Source organism: Bacillus nakamurai, from assembly GCF_001584325.1.
Lineage (GTDB): Bacteria > Bacillota > Bacilli > Bacillales > Bacillaceae > Bacillus > Bacillus nakamurai.
In genome coordinates, this window is record NZ_LSAZ01000008.1 from 28,736 (window position 1) to 51,121 (window position 22,386).

General features: G+C 46.5%; 23 protein-coding genes. 12 read left to right on the top strand and 11 right to left on the bottom strand.

The window, feature by feature from the left end; genetic code table 11:
* Positions 1-41: 41 nt before the first annotated feature.
* Genes dltD through AXI59_RS19195 form a run of 5 tightly spaced genes read right to left on the bottom strand, consistent with a single transcriptional unit; the run spans position 42 to position 4,340 of the window.
* Entirely contained in the window at positions 42-1,226 is a 1,185-nt protein-coding gene (dltD, locus tag AXI59_RS05130; protein ID WP_061527579.1) for a D-alanyl-lipoteichoic acid biosynthesis protein DltD, read from the bottom strand.
* Positions 1,227-1,463, bottom strand: a complete 237-nt coding sequence (gene dltC, locus AXI59_RS05135; protein ID WP_061523252.1) for a D-alanine--poly(phosphoribitol) ligase subunit 2 — start codon at positions 1,461-1,463, stop codon at positions 1,227-1,229. It lies immediately after the preceding gene.
* 16 nt (positions 1,464-1,479) lie between these two features.
* Positions 1,480-2,667 carry a D-alanyl-lipoteichoic acid biosynthesis protein DltB gene (dltB, locus tag AXI59_RS05140; RefSeq protein ID WP_061523251.1) on the bottom strand — a complete coding sequence of 396 codons (1,188 nt, stop codon included), beginning with the start codon at positions 2,665-2,667 and terminating at the stop codon, positions 1,480-1,482.
* Positions 2,664-4,175: a D-alanine--poly(phosphoribitol) ligase subunit DltA gene (gene dltA, locus AXI59_RS05145; protein ID WP_061527580.1), complete on the bottom strand. Its 1,512-nt coding sequence runs from the start codon at positions 4,173-4,175 to the stop codon at positions 2,664-2,666. Before dltA ends, dltB begins: the two co-directional genes overlap by 4 nt.
* Positions 4,176-4,190: 15 nt before the next feature.
* On the bottom strand, positions 4,191-4,340 hold the full coding sequence (locus tag AXI59_RS19195; RefSeq protein ID WP_082791730.1) for a teichoic acid D-Ala incorporation-associated protein DltX: 150 nt from the start codon (positions 4,338-4,340) through the stop codon (positions 4,191-4,193).
* A 453-nt stretch (positions 4,341-4,793) separates the two neighbouring features.
* On the opposite strand from AXI59_RS19195, the gene AXI59_RS05150 reads away from it, so the two are divergent.
* The 3 genes from AXI59_RS05150 (at position 4,794) to AXI59_RS05160 (ending at position 7,540) form a co-directional block, all read left to right on the top strand.
* Positions 4,794-5,729 carry a 1,4-dihydroxy-2-naphthoate polyprenyltransferase gene (locus AXI59_RS05150; protein WP_061523249.1) on the top strand — a complete coding sequence of 312 codons (936 nt, stop codon included), beginning with the start codon at positions 4,794-4,796 and terminating at the stop codon, positions 5,727-5,729.
* A 155-nt stretch (positions 5,730-5,884) separates the two neighbouring features.
* The gene (gene ywaC / locus AXI59_RS05155; RefSeq protein WP_061523248.1) at positions 5,885-6,517 is read left to right on the top strand and encodes a GTP pyrophosphokinase YwaC; all 633 of its coding nucleotides are present in this window, start codon (positions 5,885-5,887) and stop codon (positions 6,515-6,517) included.
* 162 nt (positions 6,518-6,679) lie between these two features.
* Positions 6,680-7,540 carry a glycosyltransferase family 8 protein gene (locus AXI59_RS05160; protein WP_061527581.1) on the top strand — a complete coding sequence of 287 codons (861 nt, stop codon included), beginning with the start codon at positions 6,680-6,682 and terminating at the stop codon, positions 7,538-7,540.
* A 48-nt stretch (positions 7,541-7,588) separates the two neighbouring features.
* On the opposite strand, the gene AXI59_RS05165 is transcribed toward AXI59_RS05160, so the two are convergent.
* Positions 7,589-9,346 (bottom strand): S8 family peptidase, encoded by a 1,758-nt coding sequence (locus AXI59_RS05165; RefSeq protein ID WP_082791731.1) that lies wholly within the window; start codon positions 9,344-9,346, stop codon positions 7,589-7,591.
* 163 nt (positions 9,347-9,509) lie between these two features.
* Here AXI59_RS05165 and celB point away from each other — a divergent pair, with 163 nt between their 5' ends.
* The gene (gene celB, locus AXI59_RS05170; RefSeq protein WP_061527583.1) at positions 9,510-10,844 is read left to right on the top strand and encodes a PTS cellobiose transporter subunit IIC; all 1,335 of its coding nucleotides are present in this window, start codon (positions 9,510-9,512) and stop codon (positions 10,842-10,844) included.
* A 26-nt stretch (positions 10,845-10,870) separates the two neighbouring features.
* On the opposite strand, the gene AXI59_RS05175 is transcribed toward celB, so the two are convergent.
* Entirely contained in the window at positions 10,871-11,254 is a 384-nt protein-coding gene (locus AXI59_RS05175; protein WP_061527584.1) for a VOC family protein, read from the bottom strand.
* 94 nt (positions 11,255-11,348) lie between these two features.
* Here AXI59_RS05175 and AXI59_RS05180 point away from each other — a divergent pair, with 94 nt between their 5' ends.
* Positions 11,349-12,536, top strand: a complete 1,188-nt coding sequence (locus AXI59_RS05180; protein WP_061527585.1) for a class I SAM-dependent rRNA methyltransferase — start codon at positions 11,349-11,351, stop codon at positions 12,534-12,536.
* A gap of 41 nt (positions 12,537-12,577) precedes the next feature.
* Here AXI59_RS05180 and AXI59_RS05185 read toward each other — a convergent pair whose 3' ends face one another.
* From AXI59_RS05185 to AXI59_RS05200, 4 genes are all read right to left on the bottom strand, one after another.
* Positions 12,578-12,772 carry a YwbE family protein gene (locus AXI59_RS05185; protein ID WP_061523242.1) on the bottom strand — a complete coding sequence of 65 codons (195 nt, stop codon included), beginning with the start codon at positions 12,770-12,772 and terminating at the stop codon, positions 12,578-12,580.
* 63 nt (positions 12,773-12,835) lie between these two features.
* Positions 12,836-14,044 (bottom strand): MFS transporter, encoded by a 1,209-nt coding sequence (locus AXI59_RS05190; protein ID WP_061527586.1) that lies wholly within the window; start codon positions 14,042-14,044, stop codon positions 12,836-12,838.
* Positions 14,045-14,139: 95 nt separating this feature from the next.
* Positions 14,140-14,817 (bottom strand): CidB/LrgB family autolysis modulator, encoded by a 678-nt coding sequence (locus AXI59_RS05195; protein ID WP_061523234.1) that lies wholly within the window; start codon positions 14,815-14,817, stop codon positions 14,140-14,142.
* A complete protein-coding gene (locus AXI59_RS05200) occupies positions 14,799-15,185 on the bottom strand; it encodes a CidA/LrgA family holin-like protein (protein WP_061523233.1) in 387 nt (128 codons plus the stop codon). Before AXI59_RS05200 ends, AXI59_RS05195 begins: the two co-directional genes overlap by 19 nt.
* A gap of 105 nt (positions 15,186-15,290) precedes the next feature.
* On the opposite strand from AXI59_RS05200, the gene cidR reads away from it, so the two are divergent.
* From cidR to AXI59_RS05235, 7 genes are all read left to right on the top strand, one after another.
* Positions 15,291-16,199 carry a cidABC operon transcriptional activator CidR gene (gene cidR / locus AXI59_RS05205; RefSeq protein ID WP_061527587.1) on the top strand — a complete coding sequence of 303 codons (909 nt, stop codon included), beginning with the start codon at positions 15,291-15,293 and terminating at the stop codon, positions 16,197-16,199.
* 2 nt (positions 16,200-16,201) lie between these two features.
* Positions 16,202-17,020: a hydroxyethylthiazole kinase gene (gene thiM / locus AXI59_RS05210; RefSeq protein WP_061527588.1), complete on the top strand. Its 819-nt coding sequence runs from the start codon at positions 16,202-16,204 to the stop codon at positions 17,018-17,020.
* A complete protein-coding gene (gene thiE / locus AXI59_RS05215; RefSeq protein WP_061527589.1) occupies positions 17,017-17,685 on the top strand; it encodes a thiamine phosphate synthase in 669 nt (222 codons plus the stop codon). Before thiM ends, thiE begins: the two co-directional genes overlap by 4 nt.
* A gap of 134 nt (positions 17,686-17,819) precedes the next feature.
* Complete coding sequence (locus AXI59_RS05220) at positions 17,820-19,268, top strand: FTR1 family protein (protein ID WP_061527590.1); 1,449 nt, start codon at positions 17,820-17,822, stop codon at positions 19,266-19,268.
* On the top strand, positions 19,265-20,416 hold the full coding sequence (gene efeO, locus AXI59_RS05225) for an iron uptake system protein EfeO (RefSeq protein ID WP_061527591.1): 1,152 nt from the start codon (positions 19,265-19,267) through the stop codon (positions 20,414-20,416). Before AXI59_RS05220 ends, efeO begins: the two co-directional genes overlap by 4 nt.
* Before the next feature lie 17 nt (positions 20,417-20,433).
* Complete coding sequence (gene efeB / locus AXI59_RS05230; protein WP_061527592.1) at positions 20,434-21,684, top strand: iron uptake transporter deferrochelatase/peroxidase subunit; 1,251 nt, start codon at positions 20,434-20,436, stop codon at positions 21,682-21,684.
* 93 nt (positions 21,685-21,777) lie between these two features.
* Positions 21,778-22,380 carry a DsbA family oxidoreductase gene (locus tag AXI59_RS05235; protein WP_061527593.1) on the top strand — a complete coding sequence of 201 codons (603 nt, stop codon included), beginning with the start codon at positions 21,778-21,780 and terminating at the stop codon, positions 22,378-22,380.
* The last annotated feature ends 6 nt before the right edge of the window (positions 22,381-22,386 follow it).

Genomic DNA, 22,386 nt, shown 5'->3' on the forward strand with positions numbered 1-22,386 from the left:
CCCTGCGTGTTCGTTTTTTCTGTGTTCGATCATCACCGTGCTTAGTGAACCGTCACCTTGCCGGTTTTATAAAACTGCTCCATCGCTTTATCGACATATACCCAGCCCTTCCAGGCAATATGGATGGTGTCTTTCATAAAGTACGGATCATGTTCGTGCCCCGATAAGTCTGCAACTTGGAAGCCCTTGGCTTTAATTTGCTTTGTGACTTTTTTATAGTAATCGGTGCGGCCTTTTTTCGGGAAGCCGGTGTAGTCGTAAAACTTACCGTTTACCGGAATGACAACGAACATCGGTTTAGCCCCGGCATCCTTCAGGATATCGAGCATATCTTCAAAATCACTGTATTCCAACGATTTTTTATAAGCGTATGTTCTCCCTTTGTTGGAACCTTTTGCTTTTGGCACTTTATTCTTGATATTTTTATAAACTGAGTCGTCTATAAAAAATTGATTGGTCCGGGAGTGTTCTTTTCCGTATTGAGAGGCCAGCTTTTCAAGTGCAGACCATGACTTTCCTTTAAGGTTTTCGTTAATGGATCGTTTCGGTCCCTGCGGCTCTTCAATAGAGTAGTATAGGTCTTTCTTTTCTAAAATATTGTAATAAAGTTTCGCGGCCGGCGTTAATGCGTTAACCTTCCAAGTCTGGCCTTTGAGAATGGCTTTAAACAGTTCAGAAAGTACGGCATCATGCTGAACGACTTTGTAGTGCAGCATACGTTGTATTAATTGTTTTTTTAAACCCGGCTCAATATCATTATTAAAAGCCAAGTGAAGTGCTTGCAATGACGAGAAATTGGGTGCGAAATGCTGTTCGTTCGAACCATGCTTAGTAAACCATTGCGGCGAAACAATGAAAACCATTTTTTTGCCCTTGAGCTGATCAGCGTGGGCGGCAAAGTTAATGGCATGAATTAATGATTGCGAACCGCCTTTTCCGACAAGATAAGGCGTGAATCCTTGATTATTCACCTTGAAATAGTTAGACGGATGAAACTCATCCAGTCTGGAAAGCTCGGAAGAACCGAATATCGGCATATACTTCGGGTCTTCGAACATTTTGTTTTGCAGATAGAGCCCTTGGAACATATTCGGGCTTAAGGCTGCTGCCGACTCTTCGACACGTTTTTCCGGAATGAAGCGCGTAAGCCATGAAGCCGGAACGGCAATGGCTCCGGCAAACAGGACAAACGCTAAAATAATTGGGCCAAAGAAACGCTTTTTCATTTACTTCAACTCAGTCAGTTTGTTTACAATGTTGTTTGGCGTATTCCATTCATCACGGTCAAATTCAGTGATGGGCACAGTAATGCCGAAACGGTTTTCGATGGCAACAAGCAGTTCTACAGTTCCGAAAGAATCAAGCAGTCCTTCTTCAAAAATATCGATATCAGGATTTTCCTTTACAACATCCTCCTGACAAACTTCAGCTAATACGTCTAATACCTCTTGTTTAAATTCCATGTGTTTTCAATCTCCTTTAATGATGATGAAATGGTTTTCCTGAGAAAATATAAAATCCGAAGCATACGAAATGGAACGTAATCACGATGGCTAATATCGTTGTGAAACGATTGGACGGCAGCCACTTATATTTTTTATTCCATTTCTCAAAAAAGTTATACCCCGTCATTAAAACGGCGTGATACAGGCCGTACACAATGTATTGCAGGGCGAGCCCATGCCAAACACCCATCAGCATGAACAGCAGGAAATACCCGATGTTCGAGACGGCCATTCGGTTCTTAATCCATTTTTTCTTTGTCATCCAGAAGACAAAGCGCATAAATACGTAGTCTCTGAACCAGAAGGAAAGCGACATATGCCAGCGGTTCCAGAAGTCTTTAATGTTTCTGCTGATAAACGGCAGGTTAAAGTTTTCCGGTGATCTGATTCCCATGATATAACTGACACCGACGGCAAACATCGTGTAACCCGCAAAATCGAAAAACAGGTACATGCTGTAACCGTACATATACAGCACATTACCCAGCAGCTTATTGTGGGTGATGTGCGGCAGATTCATAATGAAATAGGTGTTAATCGCATATCCGATAATGAATTTGTATAAGAAACCGATAAAAATTTTATGAATGCCGGTATACAATAAGTCTGCGTATTCCTCTTTTGTCCATATTTTCTGTTCATCCTTTGCAAATCTGCGGTACCTGTCGATCGGACCGGAGGAGATGGTCGGGAAAAACATAATAAAATACAGAAGACGATGCAGAGGCAGCTTTTCTTTGATTAATCCGTCTCTCGTTTCCATGATCAGCTGGACGCCTTTGAAGGTCAGATAGGAAATTCCTAAAAAGCTGATCAGGTTATGAACCGGCGGATGATGAGGCTCCGGCATAAAGAAAAACGGCCATAACTTAGATAAAAACAGGGGTAAAATGGACGCAATCACGGCCATACTGAAGACAAAGCCGCTGTTTGCCTTCAGCCTGTAAGCGAGATACCCCCTGATTAAAAGCACCTGCCATAGCGTAAACAAGCACAATGCAATGACGCCGTGCAGATCGTGTGAAAAAATCAAAGCCAATATGATGATAGAAATAAACATGTTGTATCCTTGGAATCTCTTGCCGTTCAGCCCTAAAATGATCGTCGGCAAGAGAAGGATTCCAAGTAAAATAAAGAAGAAAAACGAGCTGTAAGGCGTCATACAATAACCTCTTCACCAATGCGTTTACGGTCAATCTTGCCGTTCGCAGTCATTTGAATCTGATCCTGATAAATGAATTTTCTCGGGATCATATAGGCCGGAAGTGAAGCGGCTAATTCTTTCTTAATGGCGCTTGTCAGCTGAAATTCTTTTTCAAAGTCATGTTTTTCAGGTACGATTGCGGCGATAAGATATTCGACAGGTCCGTTAGGCTGATACGGGATGACAACCGCTGAGCGCACATATTGAGACTGCCTTACGTGAACTTCAATTTCTTCAAGCTCCATGCGGTAGCCGTGCAGCTTAATTTGGAAATCAAGGCGTCCTTGGCAGAAAATCTGACCGTCTTGAGCATAACCGGCGTCGCCCGTACGGTATGCCCACTGTCCGTCAAAAGAAAAAAACGCTTTTTCAGTCAGTGACGGTTCTCCGAGATAGCCTTTGCTCACGCTTGGGCCGGCGATGATGATTTCCCCTTTTTCTCCGTCCGGAAGCTTATTCCCGTTTTCATCCATGATGCAGATGTTCATATCGGGTTTTGCAAAACCGACCGGCAGGGACTCATTTTCATCAATGATCTGCTGCGTGATTTCTACGGAGGTTACCGCAACCGTTGTTTCAGTCGGGCCGTATGTGTTGAATAAGCGGGCCTTCGGGAAACGGTTCAAAAGCTCCTGTGCAACCGCAACGGGAAGCGCTTCTCCGCAAAACATAAACACTTCTGCGCCTGGCAGCAGTTCTTGCGTAAAGCCGGGATCCATCAGGCACATTTGGACGAATGACGGTGTTGATGTCCAGACGTTAAGGCTGGATTTCTCCAGCTCTTCAAACAATACTTTCGGTTTATTGATCTTATCTTTTGTCACGCAGTGCAGCGTGCCGCCCGTTTGAAGTGACGGGAAGATGTCCATGACGGATAAATCAAAAGAAAACGGTGCTTGGTTTAAGAATGTTTTTCCCTCGCCCACAGGAAAATCTCTGCAAATCCAGTCTGTAAAGCTTTGCAGGTTATCGGATGAAATCTGCACGCCCTTTGGATTTCCTGTGCTGCCGGACGTGTAAATAATATAAAAGGTGTCTTGTTCTTTCACCCAGTGCTCACGGCTGACGTTCGCATCACCGTCTGCAGCAAGCTCTTCAGGCGTAACGGTTTTAATCAGATTGCTTCCCGTATCGACTGCATCGCCAGATACGTTAATGAATAGCTCTGCGCCTGAGCTTTCAATGATTTTGACAATCCGTTCCGCCGGAATGGAGACATCGACAGGGATGTAAGGGCGCCCTGCTTTTACGCAGCCCAAAAAGGAAACGAGCATATTCGGCTCCATATGTCCGTATACCACGACGGGTGTTTTTGAACCGTCAGGTGTGTGTGTTTGAATGGCAGACGCAGTCCGTTCCGACATATCCCATAATTCCCGATAAGTGAGGGAATCATCCAAGGAACGAAACGCATCGGCTTGCGGCTTGGTGTCCGCGTATTTTTTTATAGCATCAAGTAGTTTCATAGTAATCCTCCCCGATTAGAAGTCGTTGTAAATATAGGTGCCGGTATTTGCTGTGTGAAATCCGTACATCCAAAAGAGCAATACTAGTATTAGAAAATAAAAGCCCGTATGAAACGTCCATTTTATCAATGTATTTTCATAAGCACGTTTTAATATTCGCATCATGTTCAAAATTCCTTCCCCGATTATTCAATAATTACACCAGTATATGACGATTAGATTAACAAAAAGTTTCAAAATATGTCTAATATCCTAAGCTTAAATTTTCCTTAAAAATGATCGGGAAACAAAAGACTGGAAAACAGCGCATCTATAAAAGACAAATGACCATAATAAAAAAGCGCAGTGGAGGCGGGATTTTTAACTTATCGCAAATATAAATGAGGTAAAAAATTTTTCGCGGCCTTTTCTTTCTCCAGGTTCTGATAAAACCCAAGGGAGAAGGGGATAAAGCCGTTTACAGACAAGAAAGAAGAACGCTTGTCCTAAAGCCTCGCATCTTGTGAAATGAGGAAGAAATTATTATGATAGATAAGGTAGCAGAAACATGAAAACCCCAATTCAACACTACTGTTATCGGCTGACTGTGAAAGCCTTTTAATAGAAAGGAAGAGGAAAATGAATCAAAACAATATGGGAGGCAGCCAAAAGACGCCTGAAAAGGAAAGCATGGGCCGTATTTTATGGCAATTAACCCGCCCTCATACATTGACGGCATCGTTTGTGCCTGTATTGCTCGGCACCGTTTTGGCGATGTTTTATGTAAAGGTTGATTTCCTGCTGTTTCTGGCCATGCTGTTTTCCTGCCTATGGATTCAGATTGCCACGAACTTATTCAATGAATATTACGATTTTAAACGCGGTTTAGATACGGAGGATTCAGTGGGAATCGGCGGAGCGATCGTCCGCCACGGCATGAAGCCGAAAACGATTTTGCAGTTGGCGCTCGGCTCTTATGCCATTGCGATTGTACTCGGTGTGTATATTTGCATGAGCAGCAGCTGGTGGCTCGCGGCAATCGGACTTGTCGGCATGCTGATCGGCTACCTGTATACAGGCGGGCCGCTGCCGATCGCGTATACGCCGTTCGGTGAATTGTTTTCCGGCATCTGCATGGGGTCTGTTTTTGTCCTTATCTCTTTTTTCATTCAAACGGATATGATTAATAAACAAAGCATTTTGATCTCCATCCCGATTGCGATTCTAGTCGGTGCAATTAACTTGTCCAACAACATTCGCGATATTGAGGAAGATAAAAAAGGCGGACGCAAAACATTGGCGATTTTGATGGGGCATAAGGGAGCCGTCATCATCTTGGCCGCATCATTTGCGATTGCTTACATCTGGATCGTCGGTCTGGTTCTGATGGGGTATACAAGCCCATGGCTGTTTCTCGTCTTTCTGAGCGTGCCGAAGCCCGTTCAGGCGATTAAGGGCTTTGTGAAAAACGAAATGCCGATGAACATGATTATCGCGATGAAATCAACGGCTCAAACGAATACATTCTTTGGATTCCTGCTTTCAATCGGACTCCTGATCAGCTATTTCCGCTGACGAAATGAAGAAAAAGCAAATGTCATAACTGCGGCATTTGCTTTTTTTTATTGATGATCCCGCTGACAATGAAATAAACTTCACGATTTTGTAAAGAACCTCACAGCAAACCGCCCCGTCTAATACATGGACAGCAAAGCAAGGAGATGAAAAAAATGGATTTGTCAACGACCCATATGGATGATTTAAAAACGGTCATGGAAGATTGGAAAAATGAATTATTAGTTTATAAATTTGCATTAGATGAGCTGGATACGAAGTTTTCTATTATCAGCCAGGAATATAATCTGATTCACGGGCATAACCCGATCGAACATACAAAATCGCGTGTGAAAAGCTTTGAAAGCATCGTCAATAAGCTGATGCGCAAAGGGTGCGATGTGACGACGCAGGAGATGAAAGAACATATCCATGATATTGCGGGTGTGCGGATTATCTGTTCCTTTATTTCTGATATTTATAATATCGCGGAGGTCCTTAAGCAGCATAAGGATTTGAAGATTGTGAAGGTGAAGGATTATATTAAACAGCCAAAGCCGAACGGCTACCGCAGCCTGCATTTGATCATTGAGATTCCCGTCTATTTAACGAATCGGGTGGAATATGTAAAAGCGGAAATTCAAATCCGCACCATCGCCATGGATTTTTGGGCGAGCCTTGAGCATAAAATCTACTACAAATTAAATAACGAAGTCCCCAAGCAGCTGACGGACGAGCTGAAGGAAGCGGCGGAAATCGCGCATTATTTAGACGAAAAGATGCTCGGGATTAAGAAAGAAGTGGATTGACGGGGGCAGACTCCGTTTCGCTGCCGGGCTCTCCGGCAGCTTTTTTTATATCCCTTAACACCATCCTCTGAAAAAAGACAGCACATTCTATCAGCAAAAAACGGTTTAAATTTTTTAAAAAAGGGAATGAAACCTGTACAACAAAAAGGGAGATGAATATCAGTGGGAAAGAATGAAACTATGCATATCGTATCATGTGCCGATGATCATTATGCTTGTCATTTGGGTGGGATGTTCGCTTCTTTATTGATGAATAAGGACAAAACAAGAGAAGTAAAATTATATGTGATAGACGGCGGGATTACAGCCGAAAACAAGAAAAAGCTGGAGCAAACGACGATGTCATTCGGGACGCCTGTTGAATTTCTAGAGGTTGACGCCGATCAATACGAACATGCCGTTGAAAGCAGCCATATTACAAAAGCCGCTTATTACCGTATTTCCATTCCGGATTTAATAGAGGATGAAAGTGTAAAGCGGATGATTTATATCGACTGCGACGCGATCGTGATGGAGGATATTTCAACCTTATGGGATATGGATATTTCCCCGGCAATTGTCGCTGCGGTTGAGGATGCCGGACAGCACGAAAGACTGAAAAAAATGAACATCAGTGATACCGCCAAATATTTTAATTCCGGTATTATGATGATTGATTTTGAACCTTGGAGAGAACAAAATATTTCTGAAAAGGTGATTCAGTTTATTAATGACAATAGTTCGGAGGATTTTCTCGTTTTTCATGATCAGGACGCGCTTAATGCCATATTATATGATCAATGGCATGAACTGCATCCGCGGTGGAACGCGCAGACCCATATCATGTTGAATGAAAAAACGCCTCCGACACTGACAGACCGGATACGCTATAGAGAAACGAGGACAGAACCGGCAATTGTTCACTTTTGCGGGGGAGACAAGCCATGGAATTCAGGTACGTCCCATCCTTACCGCGATCAATATTTCCGTTATATGTCATTTACGAAATGGCGTCCGGCAAGCCGGCCTGCCATTAACCAATAGGGTGATGTAAACGCTTATGAAGCCGTTAGACGGCTCCTAAGCGTTTTTTTAATGTTTGACCCGGACCGCACGCACTCGTTTTTGAAGCTTCGTCTTTTCGGCAGAAGGCTTCAGCTGATTTACAGCCGCTTGCGCTGCAGATTTTGTCTTCTTTGTTTTGTATGTCTCCGCTGTTTTCACTTTCGTTCTCGCTTGAATGATTTTTTTCTGATTGATTTTGTCCTTTACTTTATCCAGCCGCTTTTGCAGCGCGGTTTTATCTTTTCCCGGCTGGAGCTCGCTGACTGCTTTTTGGGCTTTCGCGGCGTTTGCGTCATCGGCCTTTTTTTCTGCTTGTGTGACGGCAGTTTTAGCTGTTTTCAGCAAGCCGGCATTGACGCCGTCCAGGCGCTTTTGCAGCGCTTTTTTCTCTGATCCGGCTGGTAATTTGCGGGTGGCGCTTTCTGCCGCATCGACGGCGGTTTTTTTCTTCTGCTTCTCGGCCGTCTTGACCTTGTCTCTGGCGTCTGTCACGTTTCGAGCGGCCTGCGCTTTATTGATCCGCGCCTCAAGTGAGGATTTCTCCTTTGACTTCGGGAGCTTGCCTACCGCTGTTTTTGCTTGGTTAATATCAGTCTGTTTTTTTGTTTTTTCCGCTTTGATGACGGCTTGTTCGGCAAAATCCTTTTGATTCGTGTGATATTGGATTAATCCGTATCCGAATTGGTTATCACGCCCCGGAGCGCCTAAGTCTTTGATATTTTGCTGCATCTGTTTTCTGAGCTGTGCATTTGTTTCCTGCGGATATTTCTGCTTGAGCAGCGCAAACATGCCTGTGACGTGCGGTGCAGCCTGGGATGTGCCGTCAGCGATTGCATACAGCTGATTCAGATAGGTGCTTGTGATGTTTGTGCCGGGAGCTGAAAATTCTATTTGCTTCCCGGTGGTCGAAAAAGCCGCGAGCTGATTTTTTTCGGTTGCCGCAGAGACTGCCGTCACACTGCTGTAGGCTCCCGGATAATTGACGGGCTTTTTGTTGCCGTCGTTGCCTGCGGCGGCCACGATAACGATTCCGTTTTTGTATGCTCTGTCGACCGCGTCATGAAGGATTTGGCTGTCGGCATTTGTTCCGAGGCTCATATTGATGATGTCCATTTTATTGGCGATAGACCAGTCGATCGCTTTGAGAAGGCTCTTAAGATCCCCCGAACCCTTTTGATCCAATGCTTTAACCGCATATAGCCGAACACCTGGCGCGATGCCGTCAATCCCATATCCGTCATGCTTAGCCGCGATGATTCCTGCGACATGTGTACCGTGGCCGTTGTCATCTTTATATGAGGATGTATAACTGACCGCAGAGTAACCTCCCGCAATTGAGAGGTCGTCGTGGGGAAAAATGCCGCTGTCAATGACAGCTACTTTCACATTTTTTCCCGTCAATCCTTCCTTCCAAGCCTGCTTGACCTGAGTCGGTTCTAAATTCCATTGAGACAGTTCGGAATAACCGCTTGCGGCTGTTGATAACAGGTGCATATCTGAGCCGCCCGCAGCTTGAAATGAAACATTGTCTTCAACATATAAGATGTCAGGGTCATGCTGCAGTTCTTTCACGGTTTGTGAATCGGCCGACATGGCAACGGCCGGAAGATGCTTGTACGTCTGTTCGACATCTGCTCCGCTGTCTATCGCTGATTCCTTGCCGCTTTGATTTTTATACACAACGATAACGTCTTGATCCGGCGTTTCCGCGCGCACGAGCGGGGCAGCGGAGAACAGGCTGAAACACAGCGTAAGGGCCATTACTGGTTTTAAGTTGAAATGCATCATGAAAAACCCCTTTTTTCTTTATATATCGGTAAGATGAAATTCTTTTTTTCCTAAAGGAAGAGGAAAATTTCTATATGCAATTGTAAGCGTTTTCAAAATATGATGAAGAAAATGTTTTAAGGCAGTTGCACATTGAACTCAAAAAGGGGGTTTTTGATAGATGAGTACGTTCAATCGGGTTATGGAAGAAAAAATTATGCCTGTGGCCGGGAAAATTGCCGGACAAAGGCATTTAAGAGCTTTGCGTGACGGGATTATTCTGTCTATGCCGCTTATTATTATCGGATCGGTTTTCTTAATCCTGACGAGCCTTCCCATTCCCGGTTATGCCGACTTTATGGCAAATCTATTCGGAGAACAATGGGCTGATAAGCTCGGATATCCGGTCAATGCTTCATTTGACATTATGGCGCTCGTCGCCGCTTTTGGGATTGCCTATCGGCTGGCGGAAAGCTATGAGGTAGATGCGCTGTCATCAGGAGCCATTGCGCTTGCCGCTTTTTTATTGGCGACACCGTTTCAGATTCCGTTTATGCCTGACGGGGCGGGAAAAGAGGTTATGGTGGGAGGCGGCATCCCGATCACGCTGCTCGGGAGCAAGGGCCTGTTTGTTGCTATGATTATTGCGATGTTGTCCACGGAAGTGTACCGGTTTATCATTCAAAGAAATATCGTCATTAAGATGCCTGACGGGGTGCCGCCCGCTGTCAGTAAATCATTCGTCGCGCTGATCCCGGGTTTTATTATTATTACGTTGGTATGGCTGGCGCGTCTTTTTATTGAAATGACCCCTTTTGAAAGCCTTCATAATGTCGTCGGTGACTTATTGGGGACGCCGCTTTCTATTCTCGGCGGGAGCTTGGGCGGCAGCCTCGTCGCTGAGTTTGTGCAAATGCTTCTCTGGTCATGCGGCATCCACGGCGCTTCCATTATCGGCGGGGTGATGTCGCCGATCTGGTACGGGGCGATGGACGCCAACCGTTTGGCTTTTCAAGCGGGAGAAGCGCTGCCGAGCATTTTTACCACGCAGTTCTTTCAAATATGGATCAATGTCGGCGGGAGCGGGGCGACGCTTGCACTTGTGCTGACCATGCTTGTGCGCTCCAGAAGCAAACAGATGAAACAGCTCGGCCGGCTCGGTATAGGTCCTGCGCTGTTTAATATCAATGAGCCGATTATTTTCGGAATGCCGCTCGTCATGAATCCGCTGTTAATCGTGCCTTTTATCATTGCGCCGCTATTGACGATCACGGCGACATATATCGGAATGAGTACAGGAATGGTGGCAAAGCCGGCCGGGATCGCCGTTCCGTGGACGATGCCGCCGCTGATTTCGGGGTATCTTGCGACAGGCGGGAAAATTTCCGGTTCGGTTATGCAGCTGATCAACCTTCTGATTACGTTTATCATTTATTATCCGTTTTTCAGAATATGGGATCTGCAAAAATGGAGGGAGGAACGGGAGGCTGAAAAGAATATCACAGAAGAAACATAAAAAAACGGGCGCTTTCGCCCGTTTTTTTAACGCTGGAAAAACTCAATCCATTCGCCGTCAGGACCTTCAATGTAAAAATAGCGGTATCCGTTCGGCAGTGTCGTGATGTCTTCATCAATAAATACAGCGCCCATTCGTTTCGCATGCGTGAATTCGGCCGCGATATCTTCTGTCAATAAGGCGATGTGGTGCACCTTTCCTTCAACAGGAAGCTCGCTGCTGTACCCTTGAATCAATTCAATCTCTGTTTCCGGTCCTTCCTGAAAACCGAGAAAGGCGAGCTCGATGACGCCGTTTGTATGTGTGATACGGTCCTTTAATGTCATGCCGAGAACGTCTTGGTAAAATGCGATGGATTTTTCCATATCTTTGACCATAATGCCTGTGTGGTCGATTCTTTTTGCAGCCATGGTTTTTCCCCCTATTTTGAATTTCGCGGACAATGCGGTGATGATCATGTTTTATGGTACGATAAGAGAAAGCAAAACGAAAGAGGAATGCACAATGAAGCTACTTACAGTAAAAGATACATTTGCCGGAAAGCTGAAAAAAGGGTTTCCCTTGATTGAAAAAGACGCCTTGTCCGGAAGCGCCGGCCATTTGAAGGAAGGCGACCTTTTTGATGTGAAAACCGAGAAGGGCGAGTTTCTCGGAAAAGGCTATTACGGATTGCAAAATAAAGGAGTGGGCTGGGTGCTGTCACGCAGCCGGCATGAACAAATTGACGGTCGGTTCTTTCTGGACAAGCTCAAAAAAGCGGCTGAAGAAAGAGATCATCTGTTCAAGGCGCCTGATACAACCGCGTTCCGTCTGTTCAACGGTGAGGGCGACGGCGTTGGCGGCGTCACCATTGATTATTATGACGGTTATCTGCTGGTTCAATGGTACAGCCAAGGCATCTATACATATAAAGACAGCCTGATGGAGGCGCTTGACGGACTGGAGATGCCGTACAAGGCGATATATGAAAAGAAGCGTTTTGATACCGCGGGCCAATATGTGGAGGATGACGATTTTGTCAAAGGCGAAAGAGGAGACTTCCCTGTTATTGTCCTGGAAAACGGGATACATTACGCGGTTGATTTGAATGACGGCGCGATGACAGGAATTTTCTTAGACCAGCGCCAAGTGCGCAAAACGATTCGGGACCGATACGCCAAAGGGAAACATGTGCTGAATACGTTTTCTTATACAGGGGCATTTTCCGTTGCGGCGGCGCTTGGAGGAGCTGAAAAAACGACAAGTGTCGATGTCGCCAACCGCAGCCTCGCGAAAACCATTGAGCAGTTCAGCGCCAACGGAATTGATTACGAGGCCCATGACATCAAAGTCATGGATGTGTTCAAATACTTCGGTTACGCGGCGAAAAAAGGATTGCAGTTTGATCTGATTATTCTTGATCCGCCTTCCTTCGCCCGCACAAAAAAACGCACCTTCAGCGCGGCAAAGGACTACAAAAATCTGCTGAAGGAAACGATCGCGATCACCGCAAAAAACGGGGTCATCGCAGCATCCACAAACAGCAGCGCCTTCAACATGAAGAAATTCAAAGGCTTTATAGACGCGGCGTTTAAAGAAACGAACGAACGCTACACCATCTTGGAAGAATTTACACTGCCGGAGGATTTTAAAACGATTCCTGCCTTTAAAGAAGGCAATTATTTAAAAGTCGTCTTTCTGCAAAAAAAATAATGTGAAAAAAGAGGCACGGGCGTGTAATCCCGGCCTCTTTTTTATGTAATGATCTGCTGCACCCGGCCGATTCGCCCATCTTCAAGGCGAACCTTGATCCCGCGGGGATGAAAGCTTGAGTTTGTCAAAATATCTTTCACTATGCCCCTTGTCAGCTTTCCTGTCCGCTGATCCGCCTTCAGGACGATATCTACCTCAAGACCTTTGGAGATGCTGCTTCGCTGTTGGCCGTTCATATGACACATCCGTTCTTCTGTTTTTTATTTGTGACAGTCTTATCATATCGCGAATCTCTTCTTTTATGAAGGAGAGGATGGAAAAGCGGCTGCCGGCCTGCGCAGCGCCTCTCTTTTTTCTGCCTTCAGCAGAAATGCGGTCAGCGTCACCCCGATGACACTCAAGGCGGCGAAGAGCAAATAGACGGCAAAGATCGACACATAGTCAAAGATGTAGCCGCCGGCAAATGTGCAAAACCAGTTGCCGAGACCGTTGCCGATGGCGGCGTATAGTGTCAGGGCTGTAGCTTCGAGGCGGCCCGGGGTAATTTTTTTCACATATTGCAGCGCAGCCGGAATGAACAGACCGATCGCCACGCCTTGGAGAAACACAGTAACATAAATGACCCACATCGGCGGGCCCGTAAAATACAGCAGCCAGCGGCAAAGAGAGACGATGCCCGACAGCATAATGACCCGGAGAAGGCCCATTTTATTGATAAAGCGCTGAGCAAATTTCATGAACGGTATTTCAAACATGACCGCAATAAAAAATAAGAGGCCGATGACAGAAAGGGAAGCCCCGCTTTTATCCAGGAATAAACTGAAGTATGTATTGTTTGCTAAGTTTGGAGCAAAGATGGTGAAGGTAATGATCATAAAAATGGGAAAGGTTTTGTTCTTCATTAATTCACTGAAGCCGCCCCGAAGGTTAAGCTTCATTTTCGCCTTTTGCTGACCGGGCATCCGTACGGCAAGCCCTGCCGCAATACAAAGAAAGGCGCATCCGAACAGAAAGATTGCATGGATTGGAAAAAGCTTGTCAGTCACTTGTCCCATTGCCAAAACGGCAACCGCAAAACCAAGTGAACCGAACAGCCGGATGCCTCCGTAATTGCCCTGCGTCTGTTGGGTATAGCGCAGTGAGATACTGTCTGACAAAGGGATGATCGTGCTCTGAAAAGCTGCGAAACAAGCGGCAATGACAATAAACATAGGAAAACGGTCAGCTGCGAGGTAAGTCAGTCCAATGATACCCGTCAGCGCCGTACATGAGGCCAGCAGGGTTTTTGTTTTCTGTGTATAGTCGCTCAGCATCCCCCAAATCGGCTGAAAGAAAATCATTACAATGGGACCGAGTGACATAATCAGCCCAACTTGTGATCCGTCCAAATGCTGTTCTTTTGTTAAAAACATACTGAGCAGAGGAACGATGCTGCCGGTTCCTAAAAAGGCGAATAAATAAAAACCCCTTAACGCTGTATAATGGGCGCGAATCTGTGATTGCTGCATGTATGCTCCTCCTTTAAATTCCTCCTTCTATTGTATTTTGATTTACAATAAATTCAATACTAAAAAACCGCCCCCAAAAGGAGCGGTCTCTGTTGCTACATAAACGAAATTAAAATAGGCGCGGCGCATAGCGTCATAATCGCAGCAAGAATCATGGACACGCTTGAAATCGTCCCTGATACGGAACTGAGCTCGAATGCTTTAGACGTTCCCGCTCCGTGTGCGCTTGTGCCGAGCAGCACACCTCTGGCAATTTCATTATCAATGCGGAAATAGCGGATCACGATCGGCCCGATGATCGTTCCGAATAATGCCGTTAAAATGACGAAAACCGCTGTCACCGCAGGCATTCCGCCGATCATTTCCGATACGTTCATGGCAATCGGCGTTGTTACGGATCTCGGCACGAGGCTGTCGACTAAGCTGCTGCCAAGGTGGAACCATTTTGCGATAAATGCCGTTGAAAGAATGGCGATGCATGAGCCGACCGCCACGTTCAGAATAATTTCCACGGCGTATTTCTTTAAAATCGGGAAATATTTATAAAGCGGGATGGCAAAAGCCACAGTGGCCGGCTGAAGCATATCGGTCAGCATTCCTCCGCCGAGATTGTATGTCTTATACGGGACATTGACAAGCAGCAGCAGACCGACTAAAACAGCCGGCGTAATCAAAAGCGGCGAGGTGTAAACCCGCGGAAAACGCATATATAGTTTTTTTGCGCCTACATACACCAAAACAGTTAAGATCAAACTTAAGATTCCGATGAACACGTTTGTTTTTTCTCCTTTCTTTTCGCTATAAGCTGTGTAAGCGTACCTGTAGATACCATCACAACAAATGTGCTGAGGATGACGACAAGTAATATGCTTACGCCGAATTTAGACATGATATCTCCGTATTCAATCACTCCGACGGCAGACGGGATAAAAAATAACAGCAGCTCGCTGAGAAGCCATGCTGCGCCAAGCTCAATCCATTCGAGCTTGATGATTTTGAAGTGTAATAATGTGAAAAGAATCACAATCCCAATTATACTGCCGGGAATATTTATATGAAGAGCCGCCGTGACCCAATTGATCAGACGCGCGAATATAAACAACAGAGCGATTTGAATGACGGTAAGCAGCAATTTTTTCATCATGATGCCTCCCTTATATTTATATTGTACATAAGGTTTTGTTATAGGTAAAATATATATTAAGAATAATATGTATTCCTTTTGTCTATAGAAAGGATGAAATAGATGGACATTCGGCACCTAACTTATTTCTTAGAAGTGGCCCGTTTAAAAAGCTTCACGAAGGCTTCCCAGTCGCTTTATGTCTCACAGCCGACCATTTCAAAGATGATAAAAAACCTGGAAACAGAGCTTGGGATTAAGCTGTTTTACCGCAATGGCAGGCAGGTTGAGCTGACTGACGCCGGGCAGAGCATGTATGTGCAGGCCCAGGAGATCACGAAGGCGTTTCAAAACCTGACGTCTGAGCTGAATGATATTATGGAGGTGAAGAAAGGGCACGTCCGCATCGGCCTTCCGCCGATGATCGGGTCGGGCTTTTTCCCGAGGGTGCTCGGTGACTTCCGTGTCACGTATCCTGATGTGACCTTTCAGCTCGTTGAGGACGGCTCTATTAAAGTGCAAGAAGGGGTGGAGGACGGTTCGCTTGATATCGGCGTTGTTGTTCTTCCCGCAAATGAAGAGATTTTTCATACGTTTACTATTGTAAAGGAAACCCTTATGCTTGTCGTCCATCCGTCACATCGTTTGGCGGATGAGCAAGAGTGCAGTCTGCACGAACTGAAAGACGAGCCGTTCATTTTCTTTAGGGAGGATTTTGTCCTTCATAATCGAATTATGACGGAATGCGTGAAAGCGGGGTTCAGCCCGCATGTCATTTACGAGACGTCACAATGGGACTTTATCAGCGAGATGGTATCGGCCAATCTCGGCATCGGCCTTCTGCCGGAACGCATCTGCCGCGGCCTTGACCCTGAGAAAGTCAAAACGATTCCGCTCGTTCATCCGGTCATTCCTTGGCATCTTGCGATCATTTGGAGGAAGGACCGCTATATGTCGTTTGCAGCCAGAGCATGGCTGGAACATACAAAATCGTATTTATGGAATCCGAAAAAGAAAGAAAAGGATGATTAAGCATGGACGCACAAACCGCAGCTCAATATTTAGGCAAAGTCCGGGAGCAGAACCCGCTCGTTCACTGTATCACCAACAATGTCGTGACGAATTTCACCGCTAACGGCCTGCTTGCGCTGGGCGCGTCGCCAGTCATGGCCTATGCGATAGAGGAGGCTGCCGACATGGCAAAAATCGCCGGAGCGCTTGTTCTGAATATAGGCACGCTCAGTGCAGCTTCCGTTGAGGCGATGATCGCCGCCGGGAAATCAGCCAATGAAAACGGCGTTCCGGTCATTTTTGACCCGGTAGGCGCCGGAGCTACACCGTTTCGCATTGAATCAGCCCGCAGCATTATAGATGAGGTCCATCTGTCCGTCATTCGCGGCAATGCCGCGGAAATTGCCAATATCGTCGGCGCCGGCGATTGGAGTATCAAAGGTGTGGATGCCGCTGGAGCAGGCGGTGACATCATTCAGCTGGCAAAGACCGCTGCAAACAAGCTGAACACGGTGATTGCGATTACAGGAAAAACCGACATTATCTCTGACGGCACCGTGACGTATGCCATCCATAACGGCGACAAGATGCTGACAAAAGTAACAGGCGCCGGCTGTCTGCTGACGTCAGTCGCAGGGGCCTTCTGCGCAGTCGGACAAGACGCTCTCAGCGCCGCAGCCGCAGCCGTTTCTGTATATGGAAGCGCAGCTGAGCTTGCCGCCGCAGCCGCATCTCACAAGGGGCCGGGCAGCTTTCAGATTGAACTCTTGAACAAGCTTTCATTCATATCAGAAAAAGAAGCGGCTGAGCTTGCTTCAATTGAAAGGGTGACAAACGCATGACGCGTATTTCTCGGGAAATGATGAAGGATGTTTTATCGGTTTACTTTATCATGGGGTCAAATAATACAAGCACCGATCCCGTTTCTGTTGTACGAAAAGCCGTACAGGGCGGCGCTACACTATTTCAATTTCGCGAAAAGGGAAGCGGTTCTTTAAACGGAGAAGACCGTTTCGTATTCGCGAAGGAAGTGCAGGACGTTTGCAGACAAGCGGGAATCCCTTTCATTATAAATGATGATGTGGAATTGGCATTGCGACTTGAAGCGGACGGAGTGCATATCGGTCAAGAAGATGCAAACGCAGCAGAAACGAGAGCCGCAATCGGCGATATGATTCTCGGAGTTTCTGCACATAACATATCCGAGGTGAAGCAAGCGGAAGCAGACGGAGCGGATTACGTCGGCCTTGGGCCCATCTATCCGACAGAAACGAAAAAGGATGCCCAAGCCGTGCAGGGCGTTTCATTGATTGAAGCGGTTCGGAGGCAGGGCATCGCCATTCCGATTGTAGGAATCGGCGGCATCACGATTGCAAATGCGGCGCCCGTCATTGAGGCCGGGGCAGACGGCGTCAGCATGATCAGCGCAGTCAGCCAAGCCGAAGATCCGGAAGCCGCCGCCCGGGGATTTCATGAAGAAATTCAACGTCATAAAGCAAAACGCTAGATCTCATGCGGGTTAAGGGCTGTTCTGTCAGGACAGCCCCATTCGGCGTTCACAAATTTCTATTGACAAAGGCCTGTAACTGACTATGATTATAATATACAATGATAATCATTTTCAACTACAGGAGGTGCATGATGGCGAGGAAGATTGCTTTCATGTTATTCAGCCTGCTCGTCATATTCAGCTCTTCAGCTGTGGCGAAAGGCGCTGATCCCATCGCTTCACTTATCAATCTGAATCAGCAAATGATTCAATCTGCAAAGGACGGAGACATACACTCTGTCGAAAAAACATTTTCGCAATTCAAAACTGTATGGAAAAAGGAAGAACCGAACATCAAAAAAGAAAATACCTCTTCCTATTCGAAAATGAACTCCAATATCGCAATGATTTCTCTTTCTCTGATTAATAAAGACACAAATAAAGTAGAGGCGGAGCTTTCAGATCTTGCTTCCCATTTAGAAACCTACCGGCAGGCCGTCACGTTAAAGGACGCTGCCAATGGGAACTCAAGGCTTTCACTCTCAGCCTATATTCAAAGCTTAAAAGAAACAAAACAGCTCATAAAGAGCCGTCAAACCGCTGAGGCGTCAGCAAAAATCGATCAGCTTGTCACGAATTGGCTGGCGGTGGAAGGTGACGTCGTTTCCCAATCAAAAACGGCGTACACGACCTCAGAGGAAAATCTGGCGCTGATGAAGGCGGAAGCCGAAATGCACCCGGATCAGGCCATCAAGCATATTGACGAAATGATTCAGCTCCTTGAGCCGATTGCTTCAAGCAGCTACAGCTGGTGGGACGCCGCCCTCATTCCGGTGCGGGAAGGAATGGAGGCGCTGCTTGTCATTGGCGCGCTGCTGACAATGACAAAAAAAGCGCGCGTCACTCATTCGACCGCTTGGATTTGGGGCGGTGCGTCTCTCGGCATGCTCGTTTCTCTCTGTGCGGGAATCGGTGTCACACTTTTGTTTTCCTCAAACGTATTTGGAGAAAACAATTTCCTGATCGGCGGCGTGACGGGCATTCTGTCAGCAGTTATGCTCCTCTATGTAGGCGTATGGCTTCACCGAAACGCTTCGATGGATAAATGGAGAGAAAAAATCAACACCCAAAAAGCGCAAGCGCTGAAAAAAGGAAGCTTGCTCTCCTTTGCGCTGATCGCCTTTCTGGCAGTCGTCAGGGAAGGGCTTGAGACGGTGATCTTTTTTATCGGCCTCGTCGGAAAGCTGTCTCTTACGGAATTAATAGGGGGAACGGCAGCAGGTCTTCTGATTCTTGCGGCTGCCGGCTTTCTCATGATTAAGCTCGGAATGCGGATACCGTTAAAGCCGTTCTTTTTACTGTCAATGGCCGTCGTGCTGTATATGTGCGTGAAGTTTCTCGGCACGGGCGTGCACAGCCTTCAGTTGGCGGATATTCTTCCGTCTGACACAGAAAGCTGGCTGCCGTCAGTATCGTTTCTCGGCATTTATCCGTCGATTTACAGCACGATTCCGCAGCTGTTCATCTTCGGCTTTTTAGCCATCGCACTCGTTATGGAAATCATCAAGTTAAAATCAAATAGAAGGGAAGTTGCAAAATGAAGCATATCCAAAAAGCGGCTGTATCAGCCGGCCTGCTCCTCGCCCTATGTTCGGGCTGCGGAGCGCAGCAGTCAACGGCTGATAAAGGAGCCGAAAAAAGCAGCGTAAATCAGGAGATCAAAACATCAGTAGACAAAATGGAAGACATTCTGACCAAACTGAATGAGTCCGTCAAAAAAGAAGATCAAAAAGGCATTCAAAAAAAGGGGAAAGAATTAAACAGCTACTGGCTCTCATTTGAAAACAAAATCCGCACCGATTATCCGTTTGAATATACGGAAATCGAAAAGCACTTGCAGCCGATTTACACAGAGGCGCAAAAAGATAAGCCTGATACAAATAAAATCAAATCGGAATCCGTATCGCTGACAGCCTCTTTAGAGGAGCTGACAGGCGCTAAAAAAGACAGCAAAAAAGCCAGTGACCAGCTTACAAAAGCAGCTGGTGAATATAAAACCTATGTAAAAGACCAAAGCGATCAGCTTGTGAAGGCGACTGAAGCTTTCACAAACGCCATTAAGACCGGCGACATAGATAAAGCAAAAGCACTCTATCCGAAGGCGCGCGTCTATTACGAAAGAATTGAACCGATCGCCGAAAGCCTCGGAACGCTTGATCCGAAAATCGACGCCAGAGAAAACGACGTGGAAGAAGGAGACAAATGGACGGGCTTCCACAAGCTGGAGAAAGCTTTATGGAAGGACAAAAAGATTTCTGACGAAAAAGAAACAGCGGCTGTCTTGTTAAAAGATGTAAAAGAGCTGGACGGCTCTATCGCTTCTCTCAAACTGACGCCTGAACAAATCGTTGCGGGCGCCATGGAGCTTCTGAATGAAGCGGGCATTTCCAAAATCACCGGGGAAGAAGAGCGTTACTCCCGTATTGATTTAGTGGATCTGGCTGCGAATGTCGAAGGTTCAAAAGCCGTCTATGAAACAGTGAAAAGCGCGCTCGTCAAAGATCATTCTGACGTAACGGAAAAGCTTGATACAGAATTCAGCGAATTTGAAGTTTTGATGTCGAAATACAAAACAGGCGATCAATCGTATACATCTTATGATAAATTAAGTAAAGACCAAATCAGAGAGATAAGCACAAAGCTGACGGCTCTTTCTGAAACCATGTCGAAGATTGCCGATGTGCTTTAAAAGGAGTTTGACACAGCATGAGCGATGAACAAAACAAGGATAAACAGATTCACAGACGGGATGTACTAAAGTGGGGCGCCGTGGCAGGGGCGGCCGTCGCGGTCGGAGCGAGCGGCCTCGGAGGTCTGGCGCCGCTCTTCAAGCCCGCGGCCACTGCTTCGAAACAGAGTGAAGATAAAAATGAACAAATCGTGCCCTTTTACGGGAAGCATCAGGCCGGCATTACAACAGCGCATCAAACGTATGTGTACTTTGCGGCGCTGGATGTGACGTCAAGCGACAAAGCTGATGTCATCTCCCTTTTCAGAAATTGGACCAGCCTGACGCAGCTCTTGACCTCAGGCGCCACTCTGTCGGGCGAACAGAAAAATAAATATATGCCTCCTCAGGATACAGGAGAGTCACAGGATCTGGCACCGGCTAACTTAACGGTGACATTCGGCTTCGGACCGGGTTTTTTCGAAAAGGACGGAAAGGACCGCTTCGGGCTGAAAGATAAGAAACCGAAGCATCTCGCCGACCTGCCGGCAATGCCTAACGACAACCTTGATAAGAAACAAGGAGGCGGAGACATCTCCGTTCAAGTATGCGCCGATAATGAACAGACCGCGTTCCACGCGATGCGCAATCTGATTAAGCAATCAATCGGCGTGTGCGAAGTGCGCTATTTGAACAAAGGCTTTTTAAGCGGCGGCAAAAACGGGGAAACACCGCGCAACCTATTCGGCTTTAAGGACGGCACCGGCAACCAAAGCACCAAGGATGAGAATCTGATGAATTCCATTGTTTGGGTTCAATCTGGAGAGCCGGACTGGATGACGGGCGGCACGTACATGGCCTATCGGAAAATCAAGATGTTTCTGGAAATATGGGACCGTTCTTCTCTTAAAGATCAAGAGGATACGTTCGGACGGATCAAAAGTTCAGGCGCTCCTTTCGGACAAAAAAAGGAAACCGACCCTGTCAAGCTGAACCAGATTCCCGCCGACTCACATGTCAGCGTTGCGAAATCAACGGGCAGACAGATTTTACGGCGGGCGTTCTCCTACACGGACGGAATCGATCCGAAAACTGGCTATGTCGATGCAGGCCTGCTGTTTATCAGCTTTCAAAAAGACCCCGACCGCCAATTTGTTCCGATGCTGAAAGCTTTATCGGCAAAGGATGCGCTTAATGAATACACGCAGACGATCGGCTCCGCCTTATTTGCCTGCCCCGGCGGCTGTAAAAAAGGAGAATATATCGCCCAGCGGCTGCTGGAATCATAACACCTTCCCTATGGAGGGTGTTTTTTTTGAAAAAACACTTGTAACTTTTTAAGTTACACCTTATGATGAAAAGGATAGGAAAGGAGATTGAGTATGACAATACAGATAAAAGTATATTCAGATTATGTATGCCCGTTTTGCTTCGTCGGCAAAGCGGCTTTTGAGGAAGCGATAAAGGGAAAGGACGTGGAGGTGGAATGGATGCCGTTTGAGCTGCGCCCAAGTCCGTCGCCTAAGCTTGATCCCGTAAATGAACCCGCCAAGCAGCAGATGTGGAAAACCGCGATTGAACCGATGGCAAAATCTTTAGGGGTGGATATCACGTTTCCCCGCGTATCACCGCATCCGTACACAGATTTGGCCTTTGAAGGATTTCATTTTGCGAAAGAACAAGGGAAAGGCAGCGAATACCATACACGGGTTTTCCATGCTTTCTTTCAGGAAGAACAAAATATCGGCGACATTGCCGTCTTGACAAAGCTCGCAGAAGAAATAGGGCTAAACGCCGAGGCATTCAAAGAGGCGCTCGACACGAGAGCCTACAAGCATGTACAGCAGGAAGCGCTCCGCCATGCATATGAAGAAGCGGGCATCACAGCAGTGCCTACTTTTGTCATTGGTGATGAAAAAGTCCCGGGCGCCGCAAGCAAGGAAACATTTGAACAAATCATTGAGCAGGAAATGAATAAACGATAAACGAAC